At 60.4% G+C, this 18,659-nt stretch carries 16 protein-coding genes; 7 read left to right on the forward strand and 9 right to left on the reverse strand.

Annotation, left to right across the window (positions count from 1 at the left end; genetic code table 11):
• Positions 1 to 6: 6 nt before the first annotated feature.
• From dnaG to rpsU, 3 genes are all read right to left on the reverse strand, one after another.
• Positions 7 to 1,770: a DNA primase gene (gene dnaG, locus ACN0RV_RS02680; RefSeq protein ID WP_417345293.1), complete on the reverse strand. Its 1,764-nt coding sequence runs from the start codon at positions 1,768 to 1,770 to the stop codon at positions 7 to 9.
• A gap of 85 nt (positions 1,771 to 1,855) precedes the next feature.
• On the reverse strand, positions 1,856 to 2,299 hold the full coding sequence (locus ACN0RV_RS02685; RefSeq protein ID WP_286340414.1) for a GatB/YqeY domain-containing protein: 444 nt from the start codon (positions 2,297 to 2,299) through the stop codon (positions 1,856 to 1,858).
• 12 nt (positions 2,300 to 2,311) lie between these two features.
• A complete protein-coding gene (gene rpsU / locus ACN0RV_RS02690; RefSeq protein ID WP_136850975.1) occupies positions 2,312 to 2,527 on the reverse strand; it encodes a 30S ribosomal protein S21 in 216 nt (71 codons plus the stop codon).
• A gap of 300 nt (positions 2,528 to 2,827) precedes the next feature.
• Here rpsU and tsaD point away from each other — a divergent pair, with 300 nt between their 5' ends.
• A complete protein-coding gene (gene tsaD, locus ACN0RV_RS02695; RefSeq protein ID WP_417345296.1) occupies positions 2,828 to 3,850 on the forward strand; it encodes a tRNA (adenosine(37)-N6)-threonylcarbamoyltransferase complex transferase subunit TsaD in 1,023 nt (340 codons plus the stop codon).
• Here tsaD and plsY read toward each other — a convergent pair.
• Positions 3,828 to 4,439 (reverse strand): glycerol-3-phosphate 1-O-acyltransferase PlsY, encoded by a 612-nt coding sequence (gene plsY / locus ACN0RV_RS02700; RefSeq protein WP_417345297.1) that lies wholly within the window; start codon positions 4,437 to 4,439, stop codon positions 3,828 to 3,830. The two genes, tsaD and plsY, sit on opposite strands and share 23 nt — an antisense overlap.
• Before the next feature lie 146 nt (positions 4,440 to 4,585).
• Between plsY and folB the strand changes: the two genes are divergently transcribed.
• From folB to ACN0RV_RS02715, 3 genes are read left to right on the forward strand one after another with little or no spacing between them, the layout of a single operon-like run.
• Entirely contained in the window at positions 4,586 to 4,954 is a 369-nt protein-coding gene (gene folB / locus ACN0RV_RS02705) for a dihydroneopterin aldolase (RefSeq protein ID WP_417345299.1), read from the forward strand.
• Entirely contained in the window at positions 4,951 to 5,457 is a 507-nt protein-coding gene (gene folK / locus ACN0RV_RS02710; protein ID WP_417345301.1) for a 2-amino-4-hydroxy-6-hydroxymethyldihydropteridine diphosphokinase, read from the forward strand. The genes folB and folK overlap by 4 nt, the downstream gene beginning before the upstream one ends.
• Positions 5,458 to 6,252 (forward strand): undecaprenyl-diphosphate phosphatase, encoded by a 795-nt coding sequence (locus ACN0RV_RS02715; protein ID WP_417345302.1) that lies wholly within the window; start codon positions 5,458 to 5,460, stop codon positions 6,250 to 6,252.
• An 86-nt stretch (positions 6,253 to 6,338) separates the two neighbouring features.
• Here the strand turns inward: ACN0RV_RS02715 and ACN0RV_RS02720 are convergent, their stop codons facing one another.
• Positions 6,339 to 8,321 (reverse strand): TonB-dependent copper receptor, encoded by a 1,983-nt coding sequence (locus ACN0RV_RS02720; protein WP_417345304.1) that lies wholly within the window; start codon positions 8,319 to 8,321, stop codon positions 6,339 to 6,341.
• A 365-nt stretch (positions 8,322 to 8,686) separates the two neighbouring features.
• On the opposite strand from ACN0RV_RS02720, the gene ACN0RV_RS02725 reads away from it, so the two are divergent.
• A complete protein-coding gene (locus tag ACN0RV_RS02725) occupies positions 8,687 to 9,184 on the forward strand; it encodes a DUF1842 domain-containing protein (protein ID WP_417345306.1) in 498 nt (165 codons plus the stop codon).
• Positions 9,185 to 9,237: 53 nt separating this feature from the next.
• Here the strand turns inward: ACN0RV_RS02725 and ACN0RV_RS02730 are convergent, their stop codons facing one another.
• The 4 genes from ACN0RV_RS02730 to ACN0RV_RS02745 form a co-directional block, all read right to left on the reverse strand.
• Positions 9,238 to 11,385 carry a M4 family metallopeptidase gene (locus ACN0RV_RS02730; protein ID WP_417345308.1) on the reverse strand — a complete coding sequence of 716 codons (2,148 nt, stop codon included), beginning with the start codon at positions 11,383 to 11,385 and terminating at the stop codon, positions 9,238 to 9,240.
• A 103-nt stretch (positions 11,386 to 11,488) separates the two neighbouring features.
• A complete protein-coding gene (locus ACN0RV_RS02735; protein ID WP_417345310.1) occupies positions 11,489 to 12,595 on the reverse strand; it encodes a bacteriohemerythrin in 1,107 nt (368 codons plus the stop codon).
• A gap of 153 nt (positions 12,596 to 12,748) precedes the next feature.
• Positions 12,749 to 14,698: a RecQ family ATP-dependent DNA helicase gene (locus ACN0RV_RS02740; protein WP_417345311.1), complete on the reverse strand. Its 1,950-nt coding sequence runs from the start codon at positions 14,696 to 14,698 to the stop codon at positions 12,749 to 12,751.
• Between the two features lie 117 nt (positions 14,699 to 14,815).
• The gene (locus ACN0RV_RS02745) at positions 14,816 to 16,030 is read right to left on the reverse strand and encodes a multifunctional CCA addition/repair protein (protein WP_417345313.1); all 1,215 of its coding nucleotides are present in this window, start codon (positions 16,028 to 16,030) and stop codon (positions 14,816 to 14,818) included.
• A gap of 109 nt (positions 16,031 to 16,139) precedes the next feature.
• On the opposite strand from ACN0RV_RS02745, the gene ACN0RV_RS02750 reads away from it, so the two are divergent.
• Together ACN0RV_RS02750 and ACN0RV_RS02755 are read left to right on the forward strand one after the other, a co-directional pair.
• Positions 16,140 to 17,684: an ExeA family protein gene (locus ACN0RV_RS02750; RefSeq protein WP_417345315.1), complete on the forward strand. Its 1,545-nt coding sequence runs from the start codon at positions 16,140 to 16,142 to the stop codon at positions 17,682 to 17,684.
• Complete coding sequence (locus tag ACN0RV_RS02755; protein WP_417345317.1) at positions 17,684 to 18,535, forward strand: general secretion pathway protein GspB; 852 nt, start codon at positions 17,684 to 17,686, stop codon at positions 18,533 to 18,535. The genes ACN0RV_RS02750 and ACN0RV_RS02755 overlap by 1 nt, the downstream gene beginning before the upstream one ends.
• Positions 18,536 to 18,659: the final 124 nt, after the last annotated feature.

Genomic DNA, 18,659 nt, shown 5'->3' on the forward strand with positions numbered 1-18,659 from the left:
TGCGGTTCAATCGCTAGCCTTTGCCGGGGCCTTAAGCCCCTGTAATAACAGATTCATCTCCTGCAGTTGACGTAGCTCATCGGTGGATATTGAACCATCACGCGCTTTACGTTGCAGTTGCTCTGACATCTGTTCAAAAAAACGTTGGTTTAACCATAATAAACAGTCGGTAAACTCCTGGCGGAAGGCGGACTCATCACTGAGTTCCAGTTTCCAGTTCAGCAGCTTACTCAGGGTGCCGTGTTCAGGACGGCCCCTGAACCGCTCCATCAGCTGACCTGTGGTCAGCGATTCAGGGCGGCAGATCTCCAGCATCTCCCGAAGCAGCGGCAAGCCCGCCATCTCCAGGTGTTGCAACTCCTCCTGGACCGGCAGATTGTGGCCCAGTGAAGGTTGTTGCTGCAGCAGGGCGATGGCCCGCCGAACCGGCGTGCCGCGCCCCTGTGCCCCGGTGGGCTGAACTACCTGGGGCGCACTGCGTTGCCGCAGGGAGTCTGCTCCCCAGCCCAGTTCAGTACGAAGCCGGGCAAACAGACTCTCTTTCAGCAGACCATCGGGCACCTTGTTGAGCAGGGGCTCCATGGTGCTGGCCAGTTGGGCCTTGCCCTCCTGGCTGGAGAGATCGGCGTCGGTCAGCAGGGTGTCAAACAGGTAATCGGAGAGGGGCATCGCCTTCTCTACCAGGGCTTCGAACGCCTCTTTACCCTGTTTACGCACCAGGCTGTCCGGATCCTCCCCATCGGGAAGGAACATGAACTTCAGTTGGATACCGTCCCGCAGATAGGGCAGGGCGGTTTCCATGGCACGCCAGGCCGCTTCCCGGCCAGCGTTATCGCCGTCATAGCAGCAGATCACCTGCTTGCTGGTGCGCACCAGCAGCTGCATCTGATCTGCGGTGGTGGAGGTACCCAGGGAGGCCACCGCATAGGGCACCCCATGCTGAGCCAGGGCCACCACATCCATATAGCCTTCGACCACCAGAATTCTGGCGGGGTTCCTGTCGTGCTGTTTCAGCTCATACAGGCCATAGAGCTCCCGTCCCTTGTGGAAGATCGGGGTTTCCGGCGAGTTCAGGTATTTCGGGGTTCCGTCACCCAATACCCGGCCACCAAAGGCCACCACCCGACCTCGTCGGTCGCGGATGGGAAACATCAGCCGGTCGCGGAAGCGGTCGTAGCTTCGGCCACCTCCCTCTTTGGCGATCAGCATGCCGCACTCGGTCAGCACGTTCAGGCCGGTGGGATTTTGTTTGTGTTGCGACTGCAGGTTGTCCCAACCATCCGGGGCGAAACCGATGCCGAACTTCTTGACGGTATCGCCATCCAGGCCGCGGGAACGAATGTAGTCGATCACCTTCTGGCGCTGGGCATGCTTGCGCAACTGCAGTTGGAAAAAGCGGGCGGCCCAATCCATCAGCTCGTAGTGGCTGGTGAGTTTGGGGGCCTGTTGCTGGTGGGCGTTCTGGCCCTGCTCCCTGGGGACCTCTAGGCCCACAGTGGATGACAGCTCCTCGATGGCGTCGAGAAACTCCAGCCGGTCATACTCCATCACAAAGTCCAGGGCATTGCCGTGGGCGCCACAGCCAAAACAGTGATAGAACTGCTTATCCTGGCTGACGGTGAAGGAGGGGGATTTTTCGTTGTGGAATGGACAACAGGCGCTGTGATTCTTGCCTGTTTTCTTAAGTTTTACGCGTGCGTCGATCAGATCGACAATGTCGACTCGGGCCAGTAGCTGGTCAATGAAATCTCTGGGGATACGCCCTGCCACTTACTTATGAGTCTCCGCGGTGCAATCGATTAGAGACGAACAAGCCGTGCAGGGCACGGCTTGTTTCACGCTAAGGCAAGATGGCTTAGCTCAGACGGGCCTTAATCAGACCACTGACCGCGCCCATGTCGGCACGACCCTGAACCTGAGGCTTCAGAAGCCCCATCACCTTGCCCATATCCTGCATTGAGCTGGCACCGGAATCGGCCAGTGCCTTGTCTACCAGAGCGCCCAGCTCCTCCTCGGTCAGAGGCTGAGGGAGAAACTCCTGCAGCACGACAACTTCGGCGGCTTCCACGTCGGCCAGATCCTGACGGCCGGCGGCCTCAAACTGACTGATGGAATCGCGACGCTGCTTGACCATCTTGGTCAGAACCGCGGTGATTTCATCGTCTGTTAGGGTTTTCTGGCCGTCTACCTCTTGCTGCTTAACCGCAGCCAGAGCCAGGCGGATGGTGCCCAGGCGTGCCTTATCTTTGGCACGCATGGCAGCTTTCTGTTCGTCTTTAAGACGCTCAATTACGGACATCGTAAACTCTGCTTAGTACAGACGAGTACGACGAGCGTTTTCGCGAGACAGCTTCTTAGCGTGACGCTTGGCAGCAGCAGCTTTAGCGCGCTTGCGTGCAGTGGTAGGCTTCTCATAGTGCTCACGGCGACGTACTTCAGACAGGATACCTGCCTTCTCGCAGGAACGCTTGAAGCGACGCAGGGCTACGTCAAAGGGCTCGTTTTCACGTACTTTAATTACTGGCATCTGCCACTCACCTCAATAAATTGGGTTTGAGCTGGTCATCTTTTGACCGGCGTAAGTTCAAAATGGTGCGAAATTCTACTCTGAACCGCACTGCCTTGTAAAGGGGCGTTCACCTGTCTTAAGGAGCTTGGGTAACAACCAAAACAAAATCGCCTCTCAACCCTTTATGGTGAAAGGAGATTTTCGGTTGTGCCCGGTGAGCTTTCCCCGGGTTAAGGGCGGTTGTGCCAGCCTGGATTGGTATCCTGGTCAAGGCACAGGTAGAATTGCCGCCTTCAACAATTAATGTGAGAGTCTAGCATGCGACTGTTGGGAATCGAAACTTCCTGTGATGAAACTGGTATCGCTATCTACGACGATGAGCGTGGGCTGTTGTCGCACGCCCTCTACAGTCAGGTGAAGCTGCATGCGGATTACGGCGGCGTTGTGCCTGAACTGGCCTCCCGAGACCATGTACGTAAGATCGTGCCCCTGGTGAAGGAGGCGGTCGCCGACGCCGGCCTGACTCCGGAGGAGATTGACGGCATCGCCTATACCGCTGGCCCGGGCCTGGTCGGGGCACTGCTGGTGGGGGCCTGTGTTGGTCGTAGCCTGGCTTTTGCCTGGAACATTCCCGCGGTGGCGGTGCACCATATGGAGGGGCACCTGCTGGCACCCATGCTGGAGGATAACCCGCCTCCGTTCCCCTTTGTGGCGCTGCTGGTCTCAGGTGGCCACACCATGCTGGTGCGGGTGGATGGCATAGGACAGTATCAGGCCTTGGGTGAGTCCATCGACGATGCCGCCGGCGAGGCGTTTGATAAGACCGCCAAGCTGATGGGCCTGGATTACCCCGGCGGACCGCTGTTGGCCAAGCTGGCTGAGCAGGGCACGCCGGGCCGCTTTACCTTCCCCCGTCCCATGTGTGACCGCCCTGGCCTGGATTTCAGCTTCTCTGGGCTTAAGACCTTTGCCGCCAATACCATCGCCGCCGAAGGCAACGATGACCAGACCCGGGCCGACATCGCCCGGGCCTTCGAGGATGCCGTGGTGGATACCCTGGCGATCAAGTGCCGCCGGGCCCTGAAGGAGACCGGCCTGAACCGGTTGGTGATCGCCGGTGGGGTGAGCGCCAACAAACACCTGCGTGCTCAGCTGGCAGCGATGATGACCAAACAGAAGGGCGAGGTGTATTACCCCCGTAACGAATTCTGTACCGACAACGGTGCGATGATTGCTTACGCGGGTCTGCAGCGGCTCAAGGCCGGTGAAACCCAGCCTCTTTCAGTGAAGTGTCAGCCGCGCTGGCCTTTGGAGACCCTCAAGGCGCCGGGGGCTGCTTAGCCTTCGCCTTCAGGCGTTCGGACACCTTTGGCTCCTTACCTTGCCACAGGCGCACCAGATTGGGCTGGTGCCGCCAGATGATCAGCAGACACAGAAGGACCACCGACAGGGTGTACTGGGGTTTGATCAGGTAGGTGTACACAGGGGCCAGCATCGAGGTGATCACCGCGCCCAGGGAGGCGTACTGAGTCAGCCAGACGATCACCACCCAGGTGGCGATGATCAGCAGCCCCATCCAGTCGCTGATGGGCGCCAGGGCCCCAAGGGCGGTCGCCACCCCCTTGCCTCCGCGGAAGCCGAAAAACACCGGATAGATGTGGCCCAGGCAGGCGGCGATGCCAATAAAGGCCAGGGAGAGGGGATCGATACCCAGATGGTAACTGGTCCACACCGGAATGGTGCCCTTGAGCACGTCGAACAGCAGCACCATCACCGCCGCTCCCTTGCCCCCAAGTCTGAGCACATTGGTGGCGCCCGGGTTGTTGGAGCCGCTGGTTCTGGGATCGGGTAACCCTTTGAGCTTGCACACCAATACCGCACTGGATACGGAACCCAGCAGGTAGGCAAACAGGATCATCATCAGGGTCATCGAAACGGCGCGTCCTTTTCTGCGTAAATGGCCACCCGGGACGGTGGTTGCGGTTTGCCGGGATGGGGTAAAAGGCTTTATGATTCCGCCACACCCGCCTACGGACAGGATATTAGGGTATCTAACCTTTGATTGGAGTACCAGAGTTGCAAGCAGATACGGTTTTCGTAGACCAGCTGAAGTGTGAAGCGGTCATCGGGGTTTTCGACTGGGAGAAGCAGATCACCCAGACCCTGTTTATTGACCTGGAGATGAGTTGGGACAACAGGCCAGCCGCCGCCTCGGACGACTACCGCCATGCCCTGTGTTACGACACCGTCTCCACCGCCGTTACCGAACTGGTGGAGGGGACGCCCCACGAGTTGGTGGAAACCGTGGCTGAAAAGGTGGCCGAGCTGATTCGCAGCCGCTTCGGCGTGCATTGGGTCAAGGTGACGGTCAATAAGCCTGGCGCGGTGAAAAATGCTGCCAACCTTGGGGTGCGCATAGAGCGGGGCTGCAGGACCAATCCGTGACTCGCATCTACATCAGTGTCGGCAGCAACATCAGCCCCAGAGAGAACATCCCTCCCGCCCTGGACGACCTGTTTCGTCACTTTGGCCCCCTGACTTTGTCCAGGGTGTTTGAAAGTGAAGCGGTGGGTTTTGACGGGGATAACTTCCTGAACTTTGTAGTGGCCTGCGACTCCAAGCTCTCTCTGGCGGGCACCGCCACTGCCTTGCGGCAGATAGAGCTCGCCCATGGCCGCGCCCCGAACGCCCGGAAGTTCTCCAGCCGCACCGTGGATCTGGATCTGCTGCTCTTCGGCGAGATTCAGTGCCAGCAGCCCCTGGTGTTGCCCAGGCCAGAGATTCGTTTTAACGCCTTTGTGTTGTGGCCCCTGGCTGAGCTGGCGCCCGAGCTGGTGATGCCCGGCGATGACACCCCCCTGTCGCAGCGGTGGCAGGATTTTGACAAGACTCAACAGAAACTGTGGCCAGTGGCTTTCCACTGGTTACCCTCCGGAGACATGCAGTAAATGGATCTGATACAAGCCTTCTGGCTCGCCCTGATTCAGGGGATCACCGAATTTCTACCCATCTCCAGCTCGGCGCATCTGATTCTGCCCTCGCAGCTGCTGGGCTGGCCGGATCAGGGGCTGGCCTTTGATGCCATCGTCAACCTGGGTACCCTGGCGGCGGTGGTGATCTATTTCCGGCAGGATGTGGTTTCCCTGCTGGCCGCCTGGTTACGCTCGCTTGCCGGACGTCACTGTGATCAGAGCAAACTGGCGTGGCTCATCATATTGGGCACCATTCCCGTCGGGCTCTCCGGCCTGCTGTTCAACGACTTCATCGGCACCCATTTCCGCAGCACCCTGGTGGTGGCCAGCTCCACCCTGATCTTCGGTCTGCTGCTGTGGTGGGCAGACGCCAAGCCCAGTGAGAAGCGGGGTATTGAGGATCTGACCTGGCAGCTGGTGCTGTTTATCGGTATCGCCCAGGCGATGGCGTTGATTCCCGGGACCTCCCGTTCCGGTGTCACCATTACTGCGGCCCTGCTGGTGGGGCTGAACCGGGTCGCCGCCGCTCGGTTCTCCTTCCTGCTGGCGATCCCTGTGGGGGCACTGGCCGGTGGTTACGAGGCCCTGGGCCTGATTGGTAACCCTGAGCCGGTTAACTGGGCCCCCCTGGGTGTGTCCCTGGTGGTGGCCTTTGTGTCCGCCTACCTGTGTATCCACTACTTCCTGAAGATGATCAGTAATATGGGCATGCTGCCCTTCGTCATCTACCGCCTGATTCTGGCGGGCCTGCTGTTCGCCTTCTTCGTGTAGCGGCATCGGCATGAGAAAAGCGGCCATCGGGCCGCTTTTTTTGTGTCTGAAAAAGTGGGGCAGTGACTACGCGCTTCGACCCTGACTCAGAAGCGGTAGTCCAGCTTGGCCCACAGGGTGCGGCCCGGCTCATTCACCTGACGGGTGCGTTCCTCGGCGGGAAGCAGGTCGTTGCCGGCACCGCTTTTGCTGATGTGCTCGGCGTAAGCCTTATCCAGCAGGTTGTCGATGCCCATGCTCAGGGTAAAGTCGTCGGCGAAGCGCCAGGCGCCATTGAGGGAGACCACCCCGAAGCCGGCGGTTTCCCCCAGATCCTGGCCAACAATGTTGCCCTGGCCGACGGCCACTCTGTCCTGCCTGGCCACCAGTCGCCACAGGGCGCCGAAGCTCCAATTCTCCCGCTCATAGTTCAGGGCCAGTTTGCCCTCCAGAGGGGAGATCTGGCCCAGGGGGCGATCCTCGCTGTCGTTCTCCCCGCGGCTGTAAGCCAGGGTGGTGACCCACTGCCAGTGATCGGCGAAGGCCCAGGTCAGCCCGGCTTCCCCACCCCACAGGGTGGCGTCGATGTTGCGGGCCGACGGCATGCTGGTGTTGTCGATCAGGATGTAATCCCTCAGATCGGCGTAGAACAGAGACAGGGACAGCTCCACCGGGCCCTGATAGATCCAGCCGAGATCCACCTGGTCGGTGGTTTCGGGATCCAGCGTCAGCGTTGTTCCTGCCTTCATCACCTCCCAGTAGTCGGCGATGCGTTCGGCGTGGCCGAAGCCGGCATACCATTGCTGCTGGCCCCGGGCCAGCTCGTAACGGGCGAAACCGGAGAACAGGGTGTCATCCCGGCTGTTGTCCTTGTTGTCGTCGGCCCAGCTGCCACTCAGTTCGGTGGTCCACTGATCCAGACGGGCACCGGCCTTGACCACTCCCTGACTCAGCTGGTAGTCCGACTCGATAAACAGGCCGATACTCTGCTGGTTAAACACCTCCTTGAAAGGCGCCGCTTCCAGCTGGTTCAGGCTCTTGCCGCCGCGCATCTCCTGGGTGCTGTCCAGGGCATCCAGGCCCAGGGTCAGCAGCCATTGCTCCGTCGGGGCCAGATCCAGCCAGAGGTGGCCGCCATAGGTGGTGCGTCTGGGGTTCATCCCCATGGGCAGGTTGTCCGGATCGCTGATGGGGCGGTCGAACTGATCCATGATGTGATCGTTTTCATTGGCGTAGACCTGGAACTCGATGGACTTGGCCCAGTCGCTCTCCAGGTCGCTGCGCATCAGCAGCGACAGGTTCTCGTTGTCTATCTGCCTGGCCTTGTTGGCACGGTCGGCGTATTCGGCGCTGCCCTGGCTGTAGCCATAGCTCAGCTCCACTACCTGTCCCTGACTCGGGGCCCAGCCAAAGGCGGTGTTGACGCTCTGGCGGTCGTACTCAGACTGCATCTTTTCGCCATTGCCATCTTCATAGTCGTCGCTCTGGGCGCCGTTGATGTCCAACTGCCAGTAGTAGTCCTCGGTGCCGGTGAGCAGCTCCATCAGATAGTCTTTGCGGTCGAAACTGCCGCCGGTGATGCTGGCCCGCCCTTGGGTGCCCGCTTCACTGAGCCCATAGCTGTCCCGGGAGAACACCACGGTGCCGGCGCTGCCCACCGGGCCATATTTCACCGTTTGAGGCCCCTTGATCACCCTGACCTCTTCATAGGTTTCCGGAGAGATGTAGTTGGTGGGGGGATCCATGCGTCCGCCACAGGTGCCCTGCATGTGCTGGCCGTTGTTGACCACGTTGACCCGTGAGCCCGCCATGCCCCGCAAACTGATGTCGCCACCTGAGCCCCCTTTTCGAGTCACAGCAAAGCCGGGAATGGTGCGCAGGTAGCCGGAACCGTCAAAGGCGGGAATGGGCTGTCTGGGCTTCTTGGGGTCTATGACCACGGTCAGGGGAGACTGCATGGGCTCGGCGGTCACCACGATCACTTCGTCGCAACGGGTTTGGTCGCAGTGGTTGTCCGCCCCTTGTGCCTGAACGGGGGCAGTGAGCGCGGCTGCGACGGCCACGGCGCTGGGAAGGAGAGTCGCTTTCATGATTATTATCCTGATTTTTTTACTTCTATAAGCCTGTTGCCGCGCATTATTTTCGCCCTGAGCCGAGTTCGGCAACGGTCATGGGGCAAAGTGCGACAATCGGTCGCAGCCGTTGATAAGTCGTTATCTCTGGTGAGGTTTTTTTAGGAGTTTTTATACGCTTGGGCCGGTATTTCCCGGTGCCTTATCACCCTGTGGAGGATTCGTCGTTGCAATCTTTGTAGGAAAAAGGCGCCGGTAACCTGCGGGGATCTCTGGTTTTTTCCCGGGACGTGGCGAGGGCAGGCAGGCGCTTCTAGACTTGCGATGCCTGGGGTCAGCAACCGACCTCAGATTTTCCCTCAAGGTATACAAAGGACTGAACTATGAGCACTTCCAAGGATATTCAAACCGGCCTGTTTCCCGTTTCCTATCAGATTGCCCTGGGCACCAAGGAGAGGCCCATTCTCGGTGGGGCATCCCTGACCCTGAAGTTGCTGGTGGACACCGTCAATAAGAGTGTGTCCGGTGTGGGCCACATCTTTCAGCCTGTCAGCCCCCCGATCAATCTGGTGTCCCAGTTCACCGGAGAGTGGTCCTACATGTGCACCATGAAGGATTGCCACATCCTGGTGGTGGCGGAAGGGTTCGACATCAGCCCGCTGCTGGTGGGCGGTCACCCCATTGAGCATAAGAACGCCAAACTGAGGATGGTGATGAACGAAGACTGGCAGTCTGGTGTGGCCAACTTCTGCTTCTTTGCCCGCGGCCAGTGGCACGAAGTGGAGGGGGCTAGGGTGGAGCTGGTGAATATTGATGCTCAGCAGAGCAGCAGGAGGCTGGTTGAGAGGGCGACGGAGAAGAAACCCGCGATGGAAGCCTGAGCCCTTCATTGAAAGGAGGAGCCACCCGAGGGTGGCCCTCCTGTTTGAGCCTTCTAGCGGGCTTCGACCTGCTCTGAACAGGGGCCATCCAAGGTCTGACAGACCTGGTATTTGTAGCCTTCCCTGCCGTCGTTGTCCTTATAGTTGCCGTCGTTGTCTACGGTGTAGATACGGTCCTCAGGCCCCCCCGTATCCCTGAGGATATAGACTGTGTTGCCCGAAGCGCCGCTCCAGTTGAGGGAGACAAAGGCGTTGCGGCCTCCTTTAACCTGGGCGGTCAGGCTGATGTTACTGGAAGGAGGGGAGGAGACCTCATCCACATTGGCCTCCAGCCGCACGCCAGAGTAGTCCTGGTAGGCGTATACCGCCAGGTACCAGTTGCCCGACCGGGGATCGGTCACAACACACTGCTCGTTGTTGTTGCTGTTGTAGGAAGCGCAATCAAACAGCCCTTCGGGGACCGTCGGGTCGACCTGGGGGGGCTGGCCGGCTCGCAGGTAGAGATCCGCGTCGCCGCTGCTGCGGTTGCGCCCTTTAGTGGCACCACTCAGGGTCACTCCCAACTGCTGGGTGTTGTCCGCTACAGTCAGCAGCCAGCAGTGCCACTGGCCAGCAGGAGCGCTCAGATTACCCTCAGAGAAGCTTTGACTGTGGGTGGCCTCGACGCTGCTGCAGGCGGGCGACGGTGGTGGCTTGGGGACGCCCACCTGAGCAAAAGCGGACGTGATGTCATTGCGCTTCAGCTCGAGGTCGGTGCTGTAGAGTTGATCGGCGGCATCCAGCAGTTTGTAGAAAGCGCTATCAAAGCTCTCACTGGCGCCCCACAGGTAGCGGTTGGCGTGGGCGAACAGGGTGAAGGCTTGCCTTATGTCCCAGCCCTGGGTGTTCGCCAGCAGGTAGAAGGCACGGTTGTAGACGCCACTGGAGTAGTGCACATCCATGCCACTGACGTAGTCTGAAGCATGGCCGATGGAACGGCCGTCCAGGGTTGGATCCGCCATGTAGCGTAGGGCACCGTCGGCCTTAAAGATCTGAGCGCCGACGAGGAAGTCGGCGCCACCCCACAGGAAATACTCGGCGGCCTCTCCGGCCATGTCTGAGAAGGCTTCGTTGATGCCACCGGATTGGCCGGAGTAGATTAGGTTGGAGTGCTGTTCGGTGAAGCCATGGCTGACTTCGTGGGAGACCACGTCCAGGCTCACCAAAGGGTAGAAGCGGGTAAAGCCATCGCCGAAGGTCATGGCGGTGCCATCCCAGAAGGCGTTCTCATAGTTGGTGCCGTAGTGCACCCGCATCACCAGCTGGCTGGTCAGAGGGGCAACGCCAATCCACTGGTCGTACAGATCAAACACCACATCGCCGAAGAAGTGGGCATCGTTGATGGGGCTGAAAGCGCCGTTGATCGCCTTGTGGGTGTTTTCGAAGCAGGGATAGCCGAAGGCAGTGGAACCCTGGGTGCTATGGTTGAGATCCACCGATTTAACCCGGGGGGTATTCATGATGCACCGGTCGCCGGAGACGGTTATATCCAGCAAGTTGCCGCCGGTTTCATAAACAAAGGCCTGCTTTTCGTTGCCACCTGGACCTGTGCCGACCCGTTCATGCGCCAGGCCGTCATACTCCAGCAGCAGGTCGCCGCTGTGGGCATCCAACAGCAGGGTGGGGCGGGAAGGCTGGCCTCCGCCACTGATGTCGGTGACCATCTGAATGGCGTAGCTGAGCCTGGGAGACTCCCCCGCCAGGTAGATCACCAGTTCGTGGGTTTCATTGCGGAACTGCAGAGGGGTGGCGCTCTTTCCCTGCAGATATCCCTTGGCCTGGGTCAGGGCCGCCGAGGCCGTGATCTGGGGTTGAGTGTCTAGGTTATGCCGCTGCAAGCCCCGTATCAGCCGACCATTGAGGTGAGAGATGTGGCCCTCGGGGGGCCGGCTGACGGTAATCGACTCTCCCCAGATGGGGACGCCCCGATACAACTGACGGTAGCGTTGGTGGCTGAAGCCTTGAAGGTCTGTCAGGGAGCGGACCATCTCCAGCCTCTCCTCCGGACCCAGGCGGAGTGCTTCGGCCAGGTCCATCTGGGACCTGGCTGCGTGCAGTGCCTGGGGGTCACGACTCAGATGCTGACGTTCGGCGGCGAGGGAGGCGGCGCTGAGCAGTCCCAATAGGATGAGTGGGGCGAGCAAACGTGGTGCCGTGGTCATAGTGACCCTCCAGAGCCTGGATGCAGAGCTCTGGAGTATAGTCGACGCCACCTGCTGCTGGGGGCTTATCGTCTGGACGTCAGGACGTTAGCGGGCAGAGTGGCTAGGGAGTCGTTGCCTGATGGGCGCAGCCTCTTCCCGCCTGTTTGGCGGCGTAGACCCCCAGATCGGCGGCTTTGATCAGGGCTTCGTGGCCGACTGTTGTTGGGGTCTGGCTGGCGAAGCCCAGGCTGATGCTGCCCTGCCAGTGAGCGTTGCCTGTGGCTACCCTGAGTGCCGCCACCTCGGCCACCAGTTGCTCCGCCAGGGTCCGGGCTCCGGCCAGATCGGTATTGGGACAGAGCACCAGGAACTCGTCGCCACCGAGGCGGCACACCAGATCATCGGTACGCACCGCTCCTTTGAGGGCTCGGGCCAGCTCGATGAGTACCTGGTCTCCTGCGTCATGACCATAGGTATCATTGACCTGTTTGAAGTAATCCGCATCCACTAGCATGACCGCAACCGGCAATTTCCTCTCCTGTCCCTCCTGCCATAGCGCCTCCAGGGTCTGCATGGCGTGACGCCGGTTGGGCAGCTGGGTCAGGGTGTCGGTGAGGGAAAGCACCTCCAGATGTCGATTGGCTTCCCTGAGCTCCTGGGTACGTTTGGCCACCTTCTCCTCCAGGGTGAGGTTGAGCTCCTGCAGCTCCAGGTTGCGGGCGGAGACCTGTTTAAACAATTGGCCGATGGCGTCGAGCAGGGTGCTGGTGGCGGGATCCTGGCTGCGCTGCTGCGCGTCGAAGGCGTCGGCTGCGGAGACGCCAGCCTCGATCTGCTCCAGCTGGCGGGCCATATTCTGATCCTGGCCGAGGATATGGTAGGCCAGCCAGTGGATCAGAAACTCCAGCATGTAGGTGGCGGAGGTTTCCGTGTTCACCGATTGCTGCAGCATGGCCACCTCCTGGAGGAAATGGCGATGGTCGTCGATATGATGCTTCAGATGGCGACAATCGATCCCCTGGGCCGCCATCAGGGCCTCTTCATCCTGGAAGTGGTCGTGGGCATATTCCGCCAGTTTCTGAATCAGCTCCCGGGCTCGCTGTTCATCGAACCTGTTCTCGGTGAGAAGGTTGCCCAGTTCATTGATCAGGCTGACCAGTTCCTGGTGCTGGTTGTCCACGCTGTCGAAGCCGGTAACGAAGTTTTTGTTCCAGTTGAAGGATTTCATCCGCGCATTTTATATGAGTGGTAAAGCATGAATTCATACTAGCCACTCAACACAGTATTGCCTATGTGTCATCCGACATAATTCATATTAATGTCAGCTGTTTAAGTAGCATCCCCCTTCGATTCCAAGTCGATTTGGCTTCGTGGTGCCGATTCAGTCCTGCTGGGTTAACTCCGGTGCCAGGGCGGCCTGACACAGGGTGAGCAGCTCTCGGAATGGGTGGTTCTCCAGGGCACCAAAACCGGCCAATTGTCTGGCGCGCACCTTGGTCAGCCAGGGCGTGGGCAGGCCCGACAGAAACCGGGCAGCCAACTCTGCAGTCAGGGGTTGCTGCAGCCCCTGTTGCAGCTTCTCGGCCAGCGGGGTGAGCCAGCGCTGCAGTTGATCGGTCTCCGGCATGGTCACAGATTGAGGTTGTGGCAGGGTGGCAGCCTCACCCCGGCAGGCGGAGCAGTGGCCACAGCGCTCAGGGGCCTGGCTGTCGCCGAAATAGCGGGCCAGGGCACGACTCAGGCAACCGGGCTCCTGCAGCAGTTGCAGCATCTGGTCGATGCGGGTTACTTCCTGCTGTTGTTTGTCGAGAAACTGCTGATGCAGTTGTGCTGCCAGCGAATCCAGCTCCGGCAGGGGAGAACGCACTCTGAACACCTCAGTCATCTGCCGGGTTTGCAGCTCAATCAGCCGCTGCTGGGCCAGGTACTCCAGTGCGGTCATGGCGCGGTTGCGGTCGGAGCCGTACTGGGCATGCAGGGCGTCAAAATCCGGTTGATACCAGGTGCGAGCCTTGTGGCTGTGCTGCAACAGGGCGCGCAGGAACTGCTGCCGTTCGCCCTCAAACCGGGTCAGCAGGCTGGCCTCCTCGACCAGCAGCTTGAACTTGATCTCGGCAAAGTAGCTGTACTGAGGCTCAATGACGCCCGCCATCTCCAGATAGACCAGCAGGGTACGCAGTGGCAGCTGTCGGATGTTGCTTAGGGTCGACAGGGAGTTGGGCAGCAGCTCCCACTGGGAGCCCGCCTCTGCCAGAGAGCGCAGTACCATCTGGATTCCGGACAGCTCCGGGGTATCACCGAAGACAAAGTTCTCCAGCAGGGTACGGTTGCTGGTGTCTGCCAGGAGCAGGCAGTGGGACAACTGGCCATCACGGCCCGCCCGACCGATCTCCTGAGAGTAGTTTTCCACCGACTTGGGGAGGTCGAAGTGGATGACCCGCCGGATGTCGGCCTTATCCACGCCCATGCCAAAGGCGATGGTGGCCACCACCACCGGGAGTTCGCCCGCCATAAAGGCCTGTTGACAGGCGCTGCGCTTCTCATGGTCCATGCCTGCATGGTACGCCCGGGCAGTAATGCCCTGCTGACTCAGCCATTGGGCCAACTCATCGGCACTGGCCTGCTGAGTTACATAGATGATGGTGGGGGACTCGGGGGCTCCGGCAACCGCATCGAGCAGGGCAGTGCGCTTATGGGCGCCGCCGACCGCTTTTACCGTCAGGTCCAGGTTGGGTCGATAGAAACCGGTCGTCTCCACCCCGGTTTCGGGGATCTCAAACCGGGCACACATGTCCTCAATGACCCTGGGGGTGGCAGTGGCCGTGAGCAGCAGCACCTGGGGTATCTTAAGCCAGCGCCGATAGTGGGGCAGTTTCAGGTAATCGGGGCGGAAGTTATGCCCCCACTCGGAGATGCAGTGGGCTTCATCCACCACCAGCATCGACAGGGGTACCTGGCTGATAAAGCGGCGAAAGCGTTCATTCTTGAGGCGCTCCACCGACACCATCAGGATCTTCAGTTCCCCCCGCTGAGCCTGTTGCATCACATCCCGGCTCTCCTCAAAGCTCTGACTGGAGTCGATGGCGGCAGCGGGAATACCCCGGCGACGCAGGAAGGCCAGCTGGTCCTGCATCAAGGCCAGCAGTGGTGAGATCACCAGGGTCAGGTGGGGCAGAGTCAGGGCTGGCAACTGGTAACACAGGGATTTGCCTGAGCCTGTGGGGAAGATCGCCACGGCGCTGTTGCCATCAAGCAGTCGCTGAATCACCGGCTCCTGGCCGGGGCGAAATTGGTCAAATCCGAAGTGTTGCTTGAGCAGCTGCCTGGGCATTATGGGCTCCTGATTGGAAGGGGTCTTTCCAGTCTATGTCAATGGCTTAGTGGGCTGGGAGATTTCAGCCCGGGCGTCCGTCATCCCGGGCGAAGCGCTTACATCATGCTGAGGCGATCAGCGGGCGTCCAGCAGCATCAGTAGCCGTCTTCGGGTCAGCTCTTTCTTGATGTCACCGCCCTTGAAGCCTGCCTGGACTATGGGTTTCACCTCAATCTGGTTGGCCAGGGAGAGTGCCTCCCTCAGCCACCCTGCCTGAGGGTAGGGGGTGTGCTCCAGGCCCAGTCTGCCCTGGGCGTCTGCCTGACACACCAGGATGAACTGCTCGAACCGCTCCGGCTTGCGCCAGGCGTCAACACCATCGAACAGCTTGAGCATGGTGGCGGGCTTCAGCTCCAGAGCCCGATGGCCGTGCAGGTGCCATCGACAGCCAATCTCCGCCAGCTCTCTGGGGGTGTTGGGTACCTTGAGGCGTTGGCAAAGGGCGGTCAGGGGCGCCAGCCCCCGAGTTTCGTGGGCGATGTGTCTGGGCCACTCCGCCTGGGGGGTGAGCGCCTTACCCAGATCATGAGTCAGTGCCGCAAAACGCACTGCGACGGAATCGGACAGCTCGGCGGCGCGCTTGAGCACCATCAGGGTGTGGACCAGGGAGTCGATCTCCGGGTGGTGGGCCTCAGGCTGAGGCACCCCGTCCAGGGCGGCCAACTCAGGCATCAGTACTTTGAGGGCGCCGCAACGATGGAGCACCTCGAAGAAGACCCAGGGACAGGGGCCGGCCAGGGCTCGCTCCGTTTCACTCCATACCCGCTCCGGGGTCAGGTGAGACAGCTCCCCGGACTGGGCGAGCGCCGCCATCAGGGCCAGGGTGTCATCGGCCACCGCAAAGCCCTGGGGGTGGAAGCGAGCGGCAAAGCGGGCCACTCGCAGTACCCGCAATGGATCCTCGGCAAAGGCAGGGGAGACATGGCGCAGCACTCTGGCGTTCAGATCCTTCTGGCCATGATAGGGGTCGTGAAGCTGTCCTTCGCTGTCCATGGCGATGGCGTTGACGGTCAGGTCTCGGCGCAGCAGATCCTGCTCCAGGGTCACCTCAGGATCGGAGCAGACGTCGAAGCCTGTGTAGCCATGGCCGGATTTGGTCTCGGTGCGGGCCAGGGCGTACTCCTCATGGGTCTGTGGGTGCAGAAAGACCGGGAAGCTCTTGCCCACGCTCTGGTAACCCAGCGCCAGCATCTGTTCCGGGGTGGCACCGACCACCAGATGATCCCTGTCCTTTACCTCCAGCCCCAACAGCTGGTCGCGCACCGCGCCGCCTACCAGGTAGATCTCCACCTTTTTCTCCTAAAAATCGCTGTTTCGTCATTATATGGCCTGGTGGCTTTGACAAGCCAGATGACACACCTTACCTTGGGCGAATTCGACCAAGAACCGCGCAAAAGCTATGTATAAGGGATTTTATGGGCTAGCGGAGAGCCCTTTCTCCATCGCCCCCAACCCAGCCTTCCTGTTTCTCAGCGGCCGACATCGTGAGGCCCTGGCTCACCTGACCTATGGTCTGGGAGAGAATGGTGGCTTCGTGCTGCTGACCGGAGAGGTTGGAACCGGCAAGACCACAGTGTCCCGCAGTCTGCTTAAGCAGCTGCCGGACAATACCGACACCGCGTTTATCCTCAATCCGGCCCTGACGGAGCTGGAGCTGTTGGCGACCCTGTGCGATGAGCTGAAGATCCCCTATGATCCCAACCCAACGCTCAAGCAGCTGACGGACAAGATCAGTGCCTTCCTGCTGGCCAACCATAAGGCAGGCCGTAACACGGTGATGATCATCGATGAGGCCCAGCATCTTAAGCCTGAGGTGCTGGAGCAGCTGCGATTACTGACCAACCTGGAGACCGACACCCGCAAGCTGTTGCAGGTGATCCTTATCGGTCAGCCAGAGCTGCAGGAGTTACTGCAGCGCCGTGAGCTGCGCCAGCTGGCTCAACGCATTACCGCCCGGTACCATCTGCTGCCCTTGACCAAGGAGGAGGTGTCTCACTATGTGCAGCACCGGCTGCAGGTGGCGGGCAGGGCCCAGCCCCTGTTTAAATCCGGTGCCATCAAGGCCCTGCACCAGTACAGTGGCGGGGTGCCCAGGGTGATCAACCTGCTGTGTGAGCGGGCCCTGATGGGGGGCTATGCCCACCAGAAGATCTACCTGGGTCGCCGCGAGGTGGAGTCCGCCGCCGCTGAGGTGTTGGGCATCAAGGCCAAAGCCAAGGGGCGCTGGCCCTGGATGGCAGGTGCGCTGGCTGCCGGTCTCGCCGGTGCCGCTGTGGTCTATGCCCTGATGCCTAAGCCGGAGCCTGCGCCTCAAGCTCAAGTCCAGCCATCGGCACCGCTCCCCCAGTTGAGCCGCTTCGCCGACGACCTGCAAGCCTATCAGGCCCTGCTTCATCACTGGCAGCAACCTGTGCCGGCCTCCGCGCCCTGTGAGTTTGCCCAGTCCCGGGGCCTGGCCTGCCTGGATGGCGTCAGCAGCTGGCAGCAGCTGCTGGAGATGGATTACCCGGCGGTGGTCAGCCTGCGGGGAGATGACGGTTCCCTCTTCTATGGCGCCTTGCTGAACACGGACGGTGGTGCCGACGTCGCTCTGACCCTGCAGTTTGGTGATCAGTGGATTTCGGCCAGTAAGTCTTGGTTCATCAGCCATTTTGATGGCCACTATAGCCTGATTTGGCAGCCCTCCGGACAACTGCCTCGACTGGTGGGTGAAGGCAGCCCCCAGGGACAGGTTCAGTGGCTGGAGAATACCCTGAGTCGGTTGCAGCACCGCCCGGCCCGAATGCTTGGCAGCTATGACCTGGAGCTGAAACAGCAGGTGATGAACTTCCAGCGCCGCTTCGGCCTGGAGGTGGATGGCATTGCCGGACGACAAACCCTGGAGCTGCTCAGCTTGATGAGCAGTGAACAGGGACCCAGACTCAGCCAGGGAGGAGATGCCTGATGTCCTATTTGTTGGATGCGGTAGGCCGCGAGAAGCAGCAGCAGGGTCAGTTGGATCCTGCCATGGCGGCGCCTCTGGCTCCGAAACGCGCTCTGCCCTGGCACTATGGCTGGCCTCTCGTTGGCACTGTCCTTGGTGTGGGCCTTGGCTGGCTGGCGGTCAGCCTGCAGCCTCATCCCGAGCCTGTGGCTGCCGACGCACCGGAGCTGCAAGTGGTGAAACAGGTGGTGATGCCCATTCCCGTAGCCTGGGAGCAACCTGCCCCGAAGCCTGAACCTCAGTATGTCTACAAATCTGAGGGCGATCAGATAGAGCCTGAGATCACTGCGGCCGAATTCAAGGCTGAGGTGCTCACTGAGGATCATCTGTTGGTTGATGCCGACACCAAGCCTGAAGCTGCACCACAGGCTGCCGGGGTGTCACCACAGGCCCCTGCGCAGCAGGCCCAGCCTGCCAATGCCAAGCTGCTGGCGGCCTTCGAGCGTGCGGTGGCCGATCTTGAGCTGGAGCCAGAAGTGGTGACTGAGCCTGAACCGGAACCGGCTCCAGAGCCTGAGGTCAGTGCCGAGTCTCTGCTCAACCCCCAGGCCAGCGTGGCGGCGGCACCGGCCGAAGTGCCTAAGCTGGGCACCCTGCCGTGGAATTTCCAGAAGCGATTGCCCGACATCAACATCACCGCCCATGTCTACTCTTCGGAAGTGGAGAATCGTTGGCTCAGAGCCAATGGTCGCGAGCTGCAGGAGGGAGACAGCGTGGCCCCCGGGGTGATGCTGCGTGAGATCCGTCCCAATGAGGTGATCCTGGAGATGTCGGGCCAGGCCTTCAGTGTGCCCGCCCTGGGCCAGCTCTGATCACCCGCTGAGCGATACCCACAAAGATCAACAATACCCAGAGGGGGAGCACTGCTCCCCCTCTCTTTTATCTTCACACGTTAAAACAGCGGGTTGGGCCAGGTATTCCTGATATACTGGCCCG

The organism is Ferrimonas sp. (assembly GCF_048263965.1).
Classification (GTDB): Bacteria; Pseudomonadota; Gammaproteobacteria; order Enterobacterales; family Shewanellaceae; genus Ferrimonas.